Raw genomic sequence first — 15,403 nt, 5'->3', positions numbered from 1 at the left:
GTGTTGGCAGAGAAGAGCCATCCCGATAGGTTGTAGGGGCTTCAATCACCCGCGAGCGCGATGACGGAAGACTCGGAGCGCGACCCAACGAGAACCAAGCGACCGGCACCGCCGTACGTGCGGCGTCCGGGCGATCCTTGGCGCGAAGAGCTGCCGCCGATCACGCGCTATCTGTACGACTTCCACGCCGAGCAGCGCGAGCCGGCCTCCCAGCCGCTGACCTACGACGCACCGCGCGAACCGGTCCTCGAGTCCATCGAGTGGAAGTCGCCGTTTGCCGCGACCGAAGTGACTCCGGATGCCACCGAGCAGGAACGGACCGGCGCGTGGATTCTCGAGGAGTGGGAGCAGTACGACCGGACGAAGGCCGCGACTCTCACGGGCGACCCGAACATCGTCGCCGCGCAGGATGCCTGGGGCGATCTCGACTGGGAGCGGGACACCGCGGAACACGGTTCCGCGCGGCAGCGACCGCCGGAGATCGTAGCGACGATACTCGAGGGGATCGCGCGGCGAATCCGCTCAGGCGACGTGCGCGTAAACGGAACGCCGGGGATGACCGAGGAGGCGGCGCTGACGGCGGTGCTGGCGGCGTTGCTCGGGGTGAGGCGGTGACTAGTTACTAGTTCCTAGTCACTAGTGACTAGTGACTAGGAACTACGAAGTACGAACTGCTCTCCCACGCTCCGTCGCGGAACACTCAATTGGCAACGATTCACCTGGAAATAGCGGGGCGCGTACAGGGCGTCGGCTTTCGCTGGTTCGCCCGCCAGCAGGCCCGCAGACTCGGGATCGACGGCTGGGCGGTGAACACGCGGGCGGGAACCGTCGAGATCGCGGCCAAGGGCGAACCGGACGCGCTGAAGCAGCTCGAGGCCGCCATGGCGCAGGGCCCCGCGGGCGCGATCGTCAAATCCGTGACCGAGCTCGCCGCGATCGCCGAGGAAGAAATTCCGGAGGGATTCGAAGTGCGGTAGTTGTTGTTCGCTGCTAGCTGCTAGCTGCCAGCTGCCAGCTGTTTTCTCCGCTTCTGGCACCTCGTTTGCGCGTCTATTCCGGCGTCATCAATGCAGCGAGGTTGCAGTGGAGAAAAACGACAACTTGACGTTTCTGGGCGGGCTCGGAGCGGGGCTCGCGGTGATGTACCTGGTCGATCCGGCGCGCGGTCGCAGGCGGCGGCATCTCATCCGCGATCAGGCCGTACACGCGGCGCACCGCGTTAGCGACGGTATCGGCACGACTTCGCGGGACCTCAAGCACCGCGCGTCGGGACTCGTCGCCGAAGCCGGATCGCTGGTGAAAGGCGATCGAGCGTCGGACGCGGTGATCGAGGCGCGCGCGCGCTCGAGCATGGGCCGCTGTTGCTCACATCCGCGGGCCGTGACGGTGGAGGTCGAGGACGGGCGCGTGTTCCTCACCGGCCAGATACTGGAAGCGGAGCTGGACGACGTGCTGAGCGCCATCGAGGGCACGCGCGGCGTGGAGTCGGTCGCGCATGATCTGGAGGTGTTCGAGGCTCCGGGGAACGTGCCCTCGCTGCAGGGCGGGAAATCCCGGGAAGGGGCGCGGTTCGAGCTGCTGCAGAAGAACTGGACTCCGGCCGCCCGGCTGCTCTCCGCGCTCGCTGGCGGCGCGCTGACGGTATACGGGGCGCGCAGAAAGGACCCTGTCGGAGCGGCGCTGACCGTCGCCGGCGCGGGCCTGCTCGCGCGCGCGGCCACCAACCTGGAGTCCAAGAGGCTGACCGGCGTCGGCGCCAAGCGCCGCGCCGTGGATGTGCAGCGCACCATCAACGTCGCGGTGCCCATCGAGCGCGCGTTTCAGTTCTGGTCCAACTACGAGAATTTCCCCGCCTTCATGGCGCACGTGCGCGAGGTCCAGGCGCTCGGCGATGGCCGGTCGAAGTGGGTCATAGAGGGACCGGCCGGAGTATCGGTCGAGTGGGTCGCCGAGGAGACGCAGCGCGTACCGAACGAGGTCATCGCGTGGCGGACGCAGGAAGGATCCGCGATCGGCCACGCCGGCATCGTGCGCTTCGCGCCGACGGGTGACGGCGGGACCAGGATCGACCTGAAGATGTCGTACAATCCGCTCGCCGGCGCGCTGGGCCACGCGGTCCTGTCGCTGCTCGGCTCCAACCCGAGACAGCGGATGATCGACGATCTCGCCCGCATGAAGACGGCGTTGGAGACCGGCATTCCGGCGCGCGACGCGGCGGCGCCGCTGGCGGACATGCCTCCGCTCGAGCGCGAGGTCATCCCCGGCCGGGTTTCTCCGCCGGACGGCGACGAGCCGCGGGCGGAGGCGGGAAGCGTCGTCCCATAAGCGGGGAAAAACCGGTATATTTAGGAAGCGGCTCGGGTCTGGATTCCCGAGCCGTTTCCGTAGCCGGCCCCCGTAGCTCAGTTGGATAGAGCAGCAGTTTCCTAAACTGTTGGCCGGGTGTTCGAGTCACCCCGGGGGCGCTGCTTCGGCCTTCGTGCGTCGCGCGAGATCACGCTTTCTCCGGAGCTGCACAGCATGGACTGGTTCGCCAAGGCATTCATCCGGGCGAGTCTGCTCTGGTTCATCGCCGGGATCACGCTCGGTCTCGCGATGGCGATTCATCCGGCGTGGGTGATGTACCGACCCGCGCACACCCACATGAATCTGGTGGGCTTCGTCGTGATGATGATCTTCGGCGTCGGGTATCAGATGCTGCCGCGGTTCTTCGGCCACCCGATCCACAGCAAGGCGTTCGCGGTCGCGCACATCTGGCTGGCCAACCTCGGGCTCGCCGCTCTCGTCGCCGGGTTTATGCTGTCCCCGCACATCGGCGCGAAGGCGGTCCCCGTCACCGCGACCGGTGGAGCGCTGTGGGCGCTCGGCGCCTATGGCTTCGTGTACAACATGTGGCGCACGTTCAACGCCGCCGAGCGCCGGCGGCGGCTCAACGCGCAGGCCGCGCCCGAGCGCAAGCTGCCGACGACGGACTGAACGGCTACGACTCGACGACCAGGAACCCGATCCCGCCTTTCTGTCCGTGGCCGAAGCCATGGTTCACGAAGGGGAACTCGCCCGCCACGTCGCACAGGAGCTCGAAGCACATGCCGCCGCCGGGTGCCACGGCAAATGTCTGCACACCGCGGATGGGCGAGCCCGGAGGAGCGCCGAGGTACATCGTGTCGAACTGCTCGCCCACGACGTGGAAGTTGCATGGATGCGTGGGGCCGGCGTTCACCACCCAGAAACGGACGCGCTCTCCGACCTTCACCCTGATCGGGGCGTCGACGTATTGGTTGGGCCGACCGTTGAACGTCACGAAATCGGGCAGCCCGACGAGCATCTTCTGATAGTCGAAGGACCGTACTCCGGCCGCCTCTTCCTTGAGGTAGAACTCCTGCTGAACGAGCACGAACTCCCGGGCGGCGGGGAGTCCTTCGCGCGGCTGGACGATTATCGCGCCGTGCATCCCCGCGCCGATGTGCATCAGCACGGGGGCGGTACCGCAGTGGTACATGAAGGCTCCGGCAAATCTCGGCCTGAACGTGTACGTCACCGACTGTCCCTTGGTGACCGACCGGAAGGCGATCTTCGGATCGATCTGGGCCGCGTGAAAGTCCATCGAGTGCGGCACGTCCACGTCGTTGGTCAGCGTGAACTCCACTGTGTCGCCCACACGGCAGTGCACGATCGGGCCCGGCAGCTCGTCCTCGAAAGTCCACGCCGCCACCGTCGTGCTGTCGGAGATACGGATGTTCGTCTCCCGCGCCCGCCAGTGCAGCTGCACGCGCCCGCCGGCCGGCAGCGGAGGCAGCTCCGGGCTGTACCGGTGGAATCCCACGATCGTCGCGGCGCCCGTACCTGACGAGCGCGCATCCCGGGGCAGGGCGGTGTCGAGTCGGCTGTCTGCATTTTGGCCGGGCATGTCGCCCGCATCGCGCGACTGCCCCCGTTGCGCGTCGTCGCCGCCTTCCGGCCCGGGCTTGTCCGCGCACGCCACCAGCGCGCCGCCCACTCCCGGAATCACGAGCGAGAGCGCACCTGCCTTCGCCATGAACGCGCGTCGGGTGGTGAGCTGGCTCAATAGCTGCGTTTCGTCGGACGGCATCATGACTCTCCTTTCGATATGACAAGACTGTCGGCGCCGCTACCGCAAGAAATACTCCGAGAGCCGCGGATCTAATGCGCACATGGCTGGCGGATGTTCTGGGGGAGGCCGCGGAAAATGTGCGCCGGGGCGCCGCGGCCATGCGCGGCAACGCGCGGACCCGGCTGCCGTTTCCGGGAGTGGCGGCGTTCTACGAGGCGCTACGGAGAGGCCTGCCTTCTCAGCGAAGGCCCCGCAGCTGCAGCAGCGACTCGACGGCCTGCGGATGGAAGTTCGTCCCGCGACCTCCGCGGAGGATCTGCGGCGGCAACGCGGGATCGAGATCCGCCTGGTACGGACGCGGATGAAGCATCGTGTCGAGAGCGTCGGCCGCGCTGGCCTGGGTCCGGGATGCGGCATCAGCCTCGCGCTCGTCGCGCGGCTCCGGGCTGGAAAAGAAATCCGGGAACTTGACCACTGCGATCCTGTGCTGACGTGAGCGGCCGCCCGCTACGGTTTAATTGACGCAGGTGCCGCCAATTCGTCACTTCTTTTTGCGAATTTCCTGGCGAAATGCCATGGGGCCATCAACAGGGCCATGAATCCGATCACCAGAGCGACCATCAGAACGACGCGCTGGGGCCAGGGACCGAGAAAGTCGATTATCGACGCTTCGCCCGGCTGGGCGTTGCCCACGTAGCCGTAGTTGAAGCCCAGCGAGATGTTGATTGCCAGGACGACGGCGAGATAGACGAGCCCTGCCAGCACCGAGAGCCTGAAGTCCGGCCACGTCGGACGGTAGCCGCGTGCCACGATGTCGTAGATCGCGATGGCGATGATGCCGGCATGGCTCACCCAGAATATCCAGAACCAGACCGTGTCGGGCTCGAACGCGATCTCCGGCGTGACGATCGCCTGCAGGCTCATGCCGATTCCCCAGAAATACAGCAGCGCGCGCAGCGGCCTGCGCGGAAGCAGCAGGACGATTCCCGCGAGCAGGGAGGTGACGTCGCACACGTGAAGCGGGAGGGCGCGCGCCGCGTCGAAGCGGGGCGGAAGGAGCCACCAGCCGTTGCTCACAAGCCACAGCGCGATCATGAACAGACCGAGGTTCCGATCGAGCCGCGTGCGGCCGGTCGGCGCCATTCCGCGCGCGCTGAAGATCAGCAACGCCGTCGCTCCGCCGAAGAGCAGGATGATCAGTCCGTGCAGCGGAGAGAACGGCTCGAACACGCGCCACTGCAGCGGCATCAAGCGCTCCCGCCCGCGAGTCCGCGAGCACGCGCGGCTGCTTTCGCATCGACGAACAGCGCCCACAGACTTCCATCCAGCGAATCCGCTACGGCGAAGGCGACGATCGCTCCATCTGCTTCGATCACCCACCCACGGCCGCGCGACTCGAGGAACTCGAGGTAGCGCGAGGGCGACAGTACCATCGACACGAGCCTGTTCTCGCGTACCGCCATGCGGACGCGGTGCATCTCGTCGATGTCCGCCGCCACTGCCTGGCGCGTCAGAGGCATACCAAAGCATCGCCGCGCCAGCGCGTACTGTCCACCCCGCGGTGCCTGCGGGGTGACAGCTGTCACCACCCCCTTGGCATCTTCGTGGGCGATGATTAGCCATCCTCTACGTATGATTTTGCCCGGTGAAAGCGCGACGGAGGGGCCGCGGCCGTGAAGGCCGCGACTGCGCCCATGGCTTTTTCCGCCGACTCGAAGGCCGGCACCGAGGCGAATCTTCTTCGTCTCCTGGTCGACAGCGTGCAGGACTACGCGATATTCGCGCTCGATCCGAAAGGAAACGTCCTCACCTGGAATTCGGGCGCGGCGCGTCTCAAGGGCTACACGGCGGGGGAAATAACCGGGCGTCACTTCTCGGCCTTTTACACCGAGGAAGACCTCACGGTGGGCAAGCCCGCGCGGTTGCTGGAAGTCGCGGCCGAAACGGGCAAGGCGGAAGACGAAGGCTGGCGCGTGCGCAAGGACGGCACGCGCTTCTGGGCGAACGTGGTGCTCACGCCCATCCATCGTCAGAGCGGCGGGATCGCCGGGTTCGCCAAGGTCACGCGCGATCTGACTCAGCGACGCGCGGCGGACGAGCGCGCGCTGATGGATGCGCAACGCATCGCCGCGGAGGATGGAGCCAGAGCCGCCGCCGAGGAGCGCGCGCACGAGCTGCGCTCGCTGACCGACCAGCTGCGCGCTCAGACCGCGGAGCTCGAGCGGCGGACCGCGGAAGCGGAGGCGGGCAACAGGTCCAAGAGCGACTTCCTTGCCGCCATGTCGCACGAGCTTCGCACGCCGCTCAACGCCATTGCCGGCTACACGGAGCTGATGCAGGCGGGTGTGAGCGGGCCGCTCACGGAAGCGCAGCACGATCAGCTCAGCCGGATCCAGCGGAGCCAGCGGCATCTCCTCGGCATCATCAACGACATCCTGAACTTCAGCAGAATCGAGGCGGGCAAGGTCGCCTACGTGACGGGGCCGATCGTACTCCAGGATCTGGTCAACGACGTCGCTACGATGATCCAGCCGCAGGCCGGCAGGAAGCGGCAGCGTCTCACTGTGACGCGCTGCTCACCGGCGCTCATGGCGCGAGCCGATCGCGCGAAGGTCGAGCAGATCCTGCTCAACCTGCTCTCGAACGCGGTGAAGTTCACCGACGAGGGCGGAGAAATCACGATCGTCTGCGGCACCGGGACCGACAATGTGTGGCTTAGCGTCAGCGATACCGGGATAGGCATTCCCAAGGGCCAGCACGAGTCCATTTTCGCGCCGTTCACGCAGGTCGGCCGGAGCCTCGCGAGCCCGATGGAAGGCACAGGTCTGGGACTCGCGATCAGCCGCGACCTCGCGCGAGCGATGCTTGGCGACCTCACGGTGGAGAGCCGTGAGGGAGTGGGGTCGACCTTTACCATGTCCCTGCCGAGCGCCACCGGTGGGGGCGGGTAGGAGCTGCTACAGCTTCACGTACACGACCACACGACCGAGTATGCTGTACGAGAGCGTATCGCCACGAAGCGTCGCCTGCATCGTGCCCGCCGGCGTGGATCCGCGCGCGTCGATGGAGAACTCCACCGAGTCGCCCACTACCGTGTAGGTGCCTGTCGCGACGGCCGCGCCGTTCTGCGGAGCCGCGCCGCCGGGCGGTTCGAGGGTGACAGTCAATGTCTCCTGAAACCGACGGTCGGCCGATAGAAAGAGACTTCCGGTCGTCACGCGTACCACGCCCTCGGTCGGCGACGACGTAATCACCGCCGGCAGTTGCTCACCGGCGATCGATTGCAGCAGGAAGACGCCCGCGGCGTCTTGATAAGGATCGGTGACGCTCGACTCGCCACAGCTGGATAACAACAGGAGCCCGGCTGCCGCGGCAAGCAGGGCAGGGCGCGGGAGCGGGCGGTGGCGGAAGGAAATGCGCGGCGGTGCTTGCATCGGGCGATGATAGTGGAGAGAGAAGGCGCACGCTACGGCGGAGCGGCGCTCAGATGGAATACGGTTCTTTGAGCCCGTCGTTTCATCGCGACGCGCGACGCGCGGCGCGCGGCTATTTTTGTGGCAGGCAATCAACTCTCAACAATCTCCAATGCCGACGCGTCCAGCCAATCCAGCATTTCAGCCCGATAGATCCGAGACCGCCGCCGAATGGCTCATGCTCCACAAGCAGCGGGTGATAATCGGCGTGGTGGCGATCGCCCTGCTTTTCGGCGGGGCATGGTTCTACCGCCGCTCCACCCAGATCAAGGCCGCTCGGGCCGAGTCCGCGTACTTCCAGGCGCGGCAGGCAATGATGTCGGGGAACGCGCCTCTTGCCATGACCGACCTGCGGAACGTCGCGACGCGGTACGAGGGCACCGCGGGAGCCACCCAGGCGGCGCTGGCGCTCGCGCAGATCCTGTACGACGAAGGGAAATATCGGGAAGGAATCGCCGAGCTCGACAAAGCGGCCGGATCGAGGCCGAAGGAGCTGGCGGCGTCGATTCACGTGCTGCGCGCGGTCGGCCATGAGGGGCTCAAGCAGTTTGACCAGGCAGCCCGGGAATACCAAGCGGCAGCAGGGGTTACGCGATTTCCGAACGACGCTTCCGCGTTCCGGGCATCGGCTGCCAGGGCGCTCATGGCTGGTGGCAAGCCGGAGGCGGCGCGGGCCATCTGGGCGGAGCTTGCCGCGGAGCCCGAAGGATCGATGGTGTCGGAGGCCCGGGTCAGGCTGGGCGAGCTGACGGCCAAGCCGGCGAGCTAAAGCCGGGGAGCGACGCTAGAAGATACTCAGCCGAATCTCCACGCTCGTCCGCGGTGGATCCTGCGAGGCAGGGAGAAACCTCACCATGAGGTCTGCATGCCCGGCGGCGTACGTCGAGTATGAGGGAGGCCTGGCGTAGGCATAGAGGGTGGCGGCGGCCGAGTCGGCGCCGCCGGTGCCGTTGTAGATGGCTAGAACCAGATAGAACCGTCCGGACGCGTCGGTCCGGGTGGCCGGAGCCGGGAGCGAGCTTCCGGCGATCTTCAGGACAACGTCGACGTCCTCGAGCGGCTGCCCAAAGCTGCCACGAACCACGCCGTCGACGATCGCCCGATGGGTTTCGATTAGCGACTCTCTGGGGCTGAGCTCATCCAGCCCCGTTGGGGCTTCGCATCCTACCGGCAGGAACGCCGCGAGGAGAAGTCCGCCAAGCCGCCCCGAGAGCCGCATGAGGGCCGATACCCGGCTGCGAGGCAGAGGGTCCGCGCTCGCGTCTGCGAACCCTCTCTGAGCAAGGGCTATGCGTATAAGATATATTATGTAAACCAGACAGTGTGCAATAATGTGGAGAACGGGTACAACGCTGGATCGGCGATTTGTAAGTGCTTCCCTGCGAGCGGTTTACGCACACTCGCTTTAAGGCAGAGGCTTCAACATCCCGGAAACGGCACAATTACGCCTGTACCACGCCACGGGGCGCGTAAACGGTCAAACTTCCCGCAGCCGGCCCTCGAAAACGATCCGCCCCTCGCCGCGGAGCGATGGATACCACGCGCCGCCCCTGCGCCTGACCGTGACCTCCAGGGTGCGGCCGGACCGGGTCCTGAGCGCCACCCGATCGCCTGACTTGCCCCATTCATTGAGCAGGATCGCCGATGCGACTGCGCCCGTGCCGCAGGCCAGGGTCTCGCCCTCGACACCTCGCTCGTAGGTGCGCATGGACCAGCCGGAGGGGCCTTTGGACAAAAAGTCCACATTTGCCCCGTGAGCCAGCGAGGGGTGGGACCGCAGCTCGGCGCCTCGACCCAGAACGTCAGCGGAATCGACGTCGGAGCAGCCGATCACGATGTGGGGCACGCCCGCGAGTGCGAAGCCGAGCTCCGATTCTCCCCCGCCCTTCCGGATCGCCGAAAAATCCGGCTGCACATCGGTGACGGGCTCGAGGTCGATCTCAGGCAGGTCGTCTCGCATGCGGGCGGTCAGCGTTCCCGCGTCGCTGTCGATCTGGAAGTCGCCTCGTGGGGCGATGCCGAGCCCCGCGGCCAGGCGGACGCTGCACAGGCTCGCGTTGCCGCACAGCTCGCCCAGCGAGCCGTCGGCGTTGTAGTACCGCATGCGATAGGCATGCGTCGGCGAGGACAGGATAAAAACGACTCCGTCGGCGCCTACTCCCGTCCCACGGGCGCACAGCTCGGCGATCCTGCCGGCGGTCTCGAGGTCCCCGGCTGGCTCGGCCCGGCAATCAAAGAAGACGAAATCGTTGCCTGACCCGCTCATCTTGTAGAAGGCGCGGCCCGCCGCGCCGGGCTGGCTCATGCCGCCTTGTCCGCATCGGTCGCGCGGCGCGATCCATCGCTCGCCACTCGCGGGATTCGATTGAGCATCGCCCACCACCTGAGGCGCCAGACCATCCAGATGCCCTCCCGCACGATCTTCTTGGACATCTTCGACTCTCCCTCGAGCCTGTCCACGAAGACGATCGGGATCTCCGCGATTCGGAAGCCGTGCTTCCACGCGCGGAATATCATCTCTATTTGAAAAGCGTAACCGTTTGACTTGACGTCATTTAGCTGGATCGTTTCAAGTACTTTCCGGCGCCAGCACTTGAACCCTGCCGTCGAGTCCCACACCGGCAGTCCGGTTACGCGCCGGGCGTAAACATTCGCGAAATAGCTCAGCAGGAGGCGGGACACCGGCCAGTTCACCACATTCGCCCGTCCGTCCCGATACCGGGAGCCGACCACGACGTCGTTCGACCCGATGGCTTTGAAAAACTCGGGGATGTAGGCGGGGTCATGGGAGAAATCCGCGTCCATCTGGAAGACATGCGCGTAATTCCGCTCGAGCGCCCACTTGAAGCCCGCGATGTAGGCGGTGCCGAGCCCCAGCTTTCCGCTCCTCCGGATGACATGGACCCGATCGTTCACCGATGCGATGGCTGCCACCGTCCCGCCGGTCCCATCGGGCGAGCCGTCGTCTACCACCAGGATGTCGAGCGAGGCGTCTGTCGCGAGCACCGCGTCGATTATCCGGGAGATGTTGTCGCGCTCGTTGTACGTCGGGATCACTACGAGCGCTCTCTCAGGCACGCTTTCTCCGGTCGAATACGATTCCCGCTGCCAGTGTGGCGAAAGCAAGTATCAGCGCGACGATCGTGGTCTTCTTGCCTGCGTCGTACGCCGGACTCACGAAGCGCAGACGAACAGACCGCGCGCCCGCCGGCAGCTCGATGCCGGTAAGCGTGTAATTCACCCTGCCGACGTTCGCGCGCTTGCCGTCGACCTCTGCCTGCCACACGGGATAGTAGTTCTCGGCCACTACCAGAGCGGATCCGGCGGGCGCGGGCTCGCTCAGCGTGAGCGAGATGTCACCGGGCGCGTAGCTCGTGGTGGTTACCCGGATGCTCGATTCCTCCGGAAGGGATTGGACGTTGGCGACGGCCTGCACCGGCGCGTCCGGCTCGAACAGCGCGGCGCTCCGCACCGGGAAGCGCGGATCGAGCACGGTCGCGAGGACTTCGGGATCGGCCGCCTTCACTATGAGAGGCGCCACCCAGGCAAACGGTTGCTCGCCCGGCAGGTCGTACAGATAGACGGTGGTCCCCGCCGCCGTGCGCGCCGGCCCGACGACGCGCGTCGCGCCCTCGAGCGGCAGCGAGTCCACGTTCGTGAGAATGAAGCGCGCGTTGGCCAACTCCCAGAAGTTGGGATTCCCGATCTGGTCACCCCCGCGCTCCTTTCCAAAGAGCTGGTCGTAGCGCGCTAGCTCGTTGCCGTGGTAGCCGAGCACATTCCGGACGCGGTGGCTCATCAGCCCGTCGCCGTTCAGGTTCGGGTCGCGCGCTCCCGTGGACCGATCGATCCACAGCGGCAGGACGCGCGACGGCTCGGGCTGGCTCTTCACGTACTCGATTGTCGGGTCGGACGCGTACGTGATCGCGGCGGGCGGCGAGAAGATCCAGTAATGCCGCAGCACGCTCCACAGGTCGGTGGCCACGACGGCGGCGAGCGCCCAGGCGGCGATCGCGGGTGAGATGCGCCGCTGCAGCAGCGCGTACAGCACTCCCGCGGTCGCGAGCACGAAGAACAGCGAGCGGAGCGCGCCGACCTTCACCGCGCCCGAGTTCGCGTCCACCAGCTGGATCAGCTCGGGGCGCGCGATTGTCTCGGCGATTCCATCGAGGATTCCAGCGAGCGCCGCGAGCGCGATGACGATCCCGAAGCCGGCCCACAGGGCGAGGTAGCGGGGCTGCACTTCCCTTCTCAGGAATCGCTCCGCTCCGACGGCCACGAGATACCCGATCGCCAGAGTGCCGACGAAGAACACCGTCTCCGGCGCGCGGAAGAACTTCGTTCCCGGGACCAGCGCGTACGGGATGCGGTAGAACGGAGTGTCGCCGCCGAGGGCCCAGAGCAGCGCGATCACCAGCATCCCCGTAAAGAACCAGATCTCCGATTTGCGCGCGCTCTGCCGCATTCCGCCGAACGCCGCGAAGGCGAGGATCAGCACGCCGACGCCGATGTACTCGCTGTGGAAGTGAATCCCGTTCACCCCCCAGTAGTTGTCGAGGATTCCGGCGAACTCGGGCAGGTACACCTCGAGGATCTCTTCGAGCGGCCACGCGTACGACGTCGCGATCGCGTAGTCGCGGATTCCCCCCGCGCGCGGGGAGAACTGCACGTACTCGCGCACCGGGAGATACTGGATCGCGCCGATGAGCCCGCCGATGACGACGCCGCCGAGCGCGAGGGCGAGCCGGCGGACGGCTGCTACGCCGGGGATGTCGCCGGCCCGAACGCCGCGCACGGCGAGATACAGCGCGTACGCGCCGCACGCGAGCAGCATGTACTGTAGGAGCTGCGGGTGCGGGCTCAGCACCGCCAGCCCGACGACGATCGCGAGCAGTCCCCAGGCCCACGCTCGCGCGTCGCGGATGCCGCGGGTGAGCGCGAACAGCGCGAGCGGAAAGAGCGCGCTGACGTACAGCTTGCCGTCGTGCCCGGGTGAGACCAGCGACGCGAGCTGGCCGCCGAGCATGTACGCCAGTCCCCCGAGCAGCGCTCCGGCGAAGCCGAAGCCGAGCGCGCGGAGGAACATGTACGCGAACAATCCCGCGAGGAAAATGTGAATGAGGAACGTCCACGTCATCGCGACGTCCGTGGGCACGAGCATCCGCAGCAGGAACGTCGGGTAGAAGATGTCGCCGTGCATGGCGGCGACGAACGGCATGCCGCCGAACAGGTACGGGTTCCACAGCGGGAACGATCCGCTCTCGCGGAGCGTGGCCGCGCCGAACTCGCGAAACGCATAGCCGGCGATGTATTCGTCGCTGTGCGGGCCGGCGAGGAACTTCCCGGCGAGCGCCTGGTAGCCGAGCGCGAGCGTCGCGGCAGCGTACACGAGGCTCGCCCAGAGGAGTCCGAGCCTGTTGGACGGATTCAACGACTTGTCGTCGGTGCTCACGGTTGGGCGGATTCCTTGATGAATCTGTATATGATCGAGCGCGCGAGCAGCGGCGGCGCGGGCACCGGCGGGTGCAGGTACGTTCCGCCGTACGCGTCGATCCGGAAGCCGTTCATCTCTCCGAGCCTGGTCATCGCCTGGCGCGTCCACGAGTAGATGTGGCCCTGCCGGTCGGGCGTCCGGAACACGTTCCAGACGATCTCTTTCAGATGGTAGGGGTTGGGCACGGACACGATCAGCACTCCCCCGTCGCGGAGCACGCGGTTGATCTCACCGAACGCGGCGAACGGATTGGGCACGTGCTCCAGCACCTCTATGCAGAAGACGAAGTCGTAGCTCGCGTCGGGGAACGGGATGCCCTCGGAGATGTCGCGGGTCATCACTGATTCCGACGCGAACTCCGGCGTGATGTCGATGCCCTGGTACTTCACTCCGTCCGGCAGATACTCGCGCAGCCCGCCCTCGCGCGCGCCGATGTCGAGCACGGCGGCACCGTTGGGCACGCGCGCGAGCGCGGCGGCTCGGCGGAAGCGGGTGGATTCCTCGCCCGCGCTCCTCCATCCGCTGCGCGCCCGGTAGAACTCCTGCAGCTCTGGTGATGCGGGCTGGATTTTAGGGGGCATTCTTCGGGGAATATAGCTGGCTACTGGGGTGCTCTCAGCGGAATCCGGGCAGTTAGCGGTGGGCAATCAGACATCGGCCGCTGGCTTCGACGATTTGGACGGACCGGACAGATTCGCCGGCATTGTTGCTTCAGGGATATTGCCGGCACGGTCCAGTGCGTGAGCGGTTTGCTCCGAGTGATCGGACGTCCGAATCGACGATTGCGAGCAATCGTCGTGGCGCGCCAATGTCCTTGTGCTACCCGCTGATTGCTGATCGCCCGCGGCTCACTACCCGGATCCCGGTGAGCTCTTCGCGGAAGCAGTCGCGCGAGCGAGGGGCTACATCAGGGCTCGTCGAAGCTCCACGCGCCACCGCTGACCGTCACGAAAACCTGGCCTCGATCCGCGGTCGGCGCGGAACCGAAGGTCTCGATCACCGAGCTACGGCTCGGAGCGTCAGCTTGCGCCACCTGCTGCCCGGACTGACGCCTAAACACGGTAAGGGTCGGGCCGTTCGCCACGTATGCGTTACGTTCGGTGACGAGGAGATCTACAACGCTCCCGCCCTGGAACGGGCTGCGCCACAGCTCCTGTCCGTCGGATCCATTCAGCGCATGGAGAAACTCGTCTCCACCGTCAATGTAGGCGACTTCCCCCCAAGCCTCCGCCTGCGCGACTGTGGCGAGCTTGCTCTGCGGAGGGCGATACCATGCTATTCGACCGCTGCTTCTTTCGAGTCCCCAAGTATCGCCGCCGAGCGCCGTGGCGATCACGTGACGCGATGTGAGCGCGGGCGCGCCGTTCATCGACACTCCACCGGATGGATAATCCACCAGCAGAGTGCGCCACAGCAGCCGGCCTGAGCTTGCTTCGAGGGCCATCAGCCATGGCACCGAACGGGATCCATTGGTGTCGAGGAAGTCCCAACCGCCGACGAAAGCGGTGTCTTCGCTGATGCGGACGCCCACAGCGCCGGTTCGGAATTGCCCGGACGGAGATCGCCAAGTCCAACGCGTAGCGCCGGTCCGCGCGTCGAGCGCGGCTACGCTGGCGCCCCAAGCAGGGACGAAAACGACTCCGGAAGCTGCGGCAATACGAGCTCCGCGGACATACCCCGGGGCAGGCGGCTGAGGCCCCAGCGAATCAAGCGGCGCTTGGTAACGCCAGAGAATCGCACCGGTACGCCCGTCGAGTCCGACAGTCTCATACGCAACGGCGACGGCGACCACGCCTTCGGTGACCGCGAAGTTGTAGCCCATAACCTGCGAATTCGCGACCCGCGCGTTCCATTTGACAGATCCGGAGCCGCGATCGCGCGCGACTACGTCACCGGCGCCGGTGGCGAAGAAAACGAGCTCTTCGAGCACGGCTGGTCGCGCCTGCCCGTACCCCGCCTGCGCTTGAAACCATCGGTCTTCAACTCCATTTCGATTCGAGCCCGTAGGGCCGTTACAGCCGCTCGCGACGATCGCGGCTGCACACGTGACTGCCGATAACGTCCGCATCCCAGGCGGTAACTAAGGCGCCACGTTCAGAGGAGACTGGCCGCTCTTACCGGCGATCGTTGCTTGGATGGTTACAGTTCCTGCCTGCAGGCCACGTGCAAGCTTCTTATCCGCATTTGCGGTTGATTCCAGTCGCACGATTGTGGGATCGGAAACTGTCCACGTAACCTCGCCGCTCCAGCCGATTGCGTATCCATAGGCTGTGTAAGCACCAGCATATACGCTCACCGTATCTCCTACAGACACACGATCCCGTGCAATTGCGACTCGCACATCGTCAATCACAGGGTCGGTGG

General features: G+C 66.1%; 17 protein-coding genes and 1 tRNA gene. 7 read left to right on the top strand and 11 right to left on the bottom strand.

The features are described 5' to 3' along the window. Positions 1–60: 60 nt before the first annotated feature. The 5 genes from WEA80_08655 (at position 61) to WEA80_08635 (ending at position 2,976) form a co-directional block, all read left to right on the top strand. Entirely contained in the window at positions 61–615 is a 555-nt protein-coding gene (locus WEA80_08655) for a hypothetical protein (GenBank protein MEX1186647.1), read from the top strand. Positions 616–704: 89 nt separating this feature from the next. Beyond that, positions 705–977: an acylphosphatase gene (locus WEA80_08650; GenBank protein ID MEX1186646.1), complete on the top strand. Its 273-nt coding sequence runs from the start codon at positions 705–707 to the stop codon at positions 975–977. Positions 978–1,083: 106 nt separating this feature from the next. Then, positions 1,084–2,325, top strand: a complete 1,242-nt coding sequence (locus tag WEA80_08645; protein MEX1186645.1) for an SRPBCC family protein — start codon at positions 1,084–1,086, stop codon at positions 2,323–2,325. A 66-nt stretch (positions 2,326–2,391) separates the two neighbouring features. Then, positions 2,392–2,465 (top strand) — tRNA-Arg (locus WEA80_08640). Further along, positions 2,443–2,976 (top strand): cbb3-type cytochrome c oxidase subunit I, encoded by a 534-nt coding sequence (locus WEA80_08635; protein MEX1186644.1) that lies wholly within the window; start codon positions 2,443–2,445, stop codon positions 2,974–2,976. The genes WEA80_08640 and WEA80_08635 overlap by 23 nt, the downstream gene beginning before the upstream one ends. A 4-nt stretch (positions 2,977–2,980) precedes the next feature. Here the strand turns inward: WEA80_08635 and WEA80_08630 are convergent, their stop codons facing one another. The 4 genes from WEA80_08630 to WEA80_08615 form a co-directional block, all read right to left on the bottom strand. Then, a complete protein-coding gene (locus WEA80_08630) occupies positions 2,981–4,090 on the bottom strand; it encodes a multicopper oxidase domain-containing protein (GenBank protein ID MEX1186643.1) in 1,110 nt (369 codons plus the stop codon). Positions 4,091–4,310: 220 nt separating this feature from the next. After that, entirely contained in the window at positions 4,311–4,547 is a 237-nt protein-coding gene (locus WEA80_08625) for a hypothetical protein (GenBank protein ID MEX1186642.1), read from the bottom strand. Positions 4,548–4,579: 32 nt separating this feature from the next. Then, complete coding sequence (locus tag WEA80_08620) at positions 4,580–5,320, bottom strand: TIGR02206 family membrane protein (GenBank protein ID MEX1186641.1); 741 nt, start codon at positions 5,318–5,320, stop codon at positions 4,580–4,582. Then, complete coding sequence (locus tag WEA80_08615; GenBank protein ID MEX1186640.1) at positions 5,320–5,592, bottom strand: hypothetical protein; 273 nt, start codon at positions 5,590–5,592, stop codon at positions 5,320–5,322. Before WEA80_08615 ends, WEA80_08620 begins: the two co-directional genes overlap by 1 nt. Before the next feature lie 153 nt (positions 5,593–5,745). On the opposite strand from WEA80_08615, the gene WEA80_08610 reads away from it, so the two are divergent. Then, a complete protein-coding gene (locus tag WEA80_08610; GenBank protein ID MEX1186639.1) occupies positions 5,746–7,023 on the top strand; it encodes an ATP-binding protein in 1,278 nt (425 codons plus the stop codon). 6 nt (positions 7,024–7,029) lie between these two features. On the opposite strand, the gene WEA80_08605 is transcribed toward WEA80_08610, so the two are convergent. Beyond that, the gene (locus WEA80_08605; GenBank protein ID MEX1186638.1) at positions 7,030–7,506 is read right to left on the bottom strand and encodes a hypothetical protein; all 477 of its coding nucleotides are present in this window, start codon (positions 7,504–7,506) and stop codon (positions 7,030–7,032) included. Positions 7,507–7,657: 151 nt separating this feature from the next. Here WEA80_08605 and WEA80_08600 point away from each other — a divergent pair, with 151 nt between their 5' ends. Further along, entirely contained in the window at positions 7,658–8,314 is a 657-nt protein-coding gene (locus WEA80_08600; protein MEX1186637.1) for a tetratricopeptide repeat protein, read from the top strand. 15 nt (positions 8,315–8,329) lie between these two features. On the opposite strand, the gene WEA80_08595 is transcribed toward WEA80_08600, so the two are convergent. From WEA80_08595 to WEA80_08570, 6 genes are all read right to left on the bottom strand, one after another. Beyond that, a complete protein-coding gene (locus WEA80_08595; protein MEX1186636.1) occupies positions 8,330–8,764 on the bottom strand; it encodes a hypothetical protein in 435 nt (144 codons plus the stop codon). Positions 8,765–9,022: 258 nt separating this feature from the next. After that, positions 9,023–9,850, bottom strand: a complete 828-nt coding sequence (gene dapF / locus WEA80_08590) for a diaminopimelate epimerase (protein ID MEX1186635.1) — start codon at positions 9,848–9,850, stop codon at positions 9,023–9,025. Beyond that, complete coding sequence (locus WEA80_08585; GenBank protein MEX1186634.1) at positions 9,847–10,623, bottom strand: polyprenol monophosphomannose synthase; 777 nt, start codon at positions 10,621–10,623, stop codon at positions 9,847–9,849. The genes dapF and WEA80_08585 overlap by 4 nt, the downstream gene beginning before the upstream one ends. Then, a complete protein-coding gene (locus tag WEA80_08580; GenBank protein ID MEX1186633.1) occupies positions 10,616–12,997 on the bottom strand; it encodes a hypothetical protein in 2,382 nt (793 codons plus the stop codon). The genes WEA80_08585 and WEA80_08580 overlap by 8 nt, the downstream gene beginning before the upstream one ends. After that, positions 12,994–13,620 carry a methyltransferase domain-containing protein gene (locus tag WEA80_08575; protein MEX1186632.1) on the bottom strand — a complete coding sequence of 209 codons (627 nt, stop codon included), beginning with the start codon at positions 13,618–13,620 and terminating at the stop codon, positions 12,994–12,996. The genes WEA80_08580 and WEA80_08575 overlap by 4 nt, the downstream gene beginning before the upstream one ends. 326 nt (positions 13,621–13,946) lie before the next feature. Continuing rightward, positions 13,947–15,107 carry a PQQ-binding-like beta-propeller repeat protein gene (locus WEA80_08570; GenBank protein MEX1186631.1) on the bottom strand — a complete coding sequence of 387 codons (1,161 nt, stop codon included), beginning with the start codon at positions 15,105–15,107 and terminating at the stop codon, positions 13,947–13,949. Positions 15,108–15,403 lie beyond the last annotated feature (296 nt).

The organism is Gemmatimonadaceae bacterium, from assembly GCA_040882285.1.
GTDB lineage: Bacteria > Gemmatimonadota > Gemmatimonadetes > Gemmatimonadales > Gemmatimonadaceae > JACDCY01.
The sequence above is the reverse complement of the archived record's forward strand: the minus strand, read 5'-3'. Positions and strand labels throughout refer to the sequence as shown.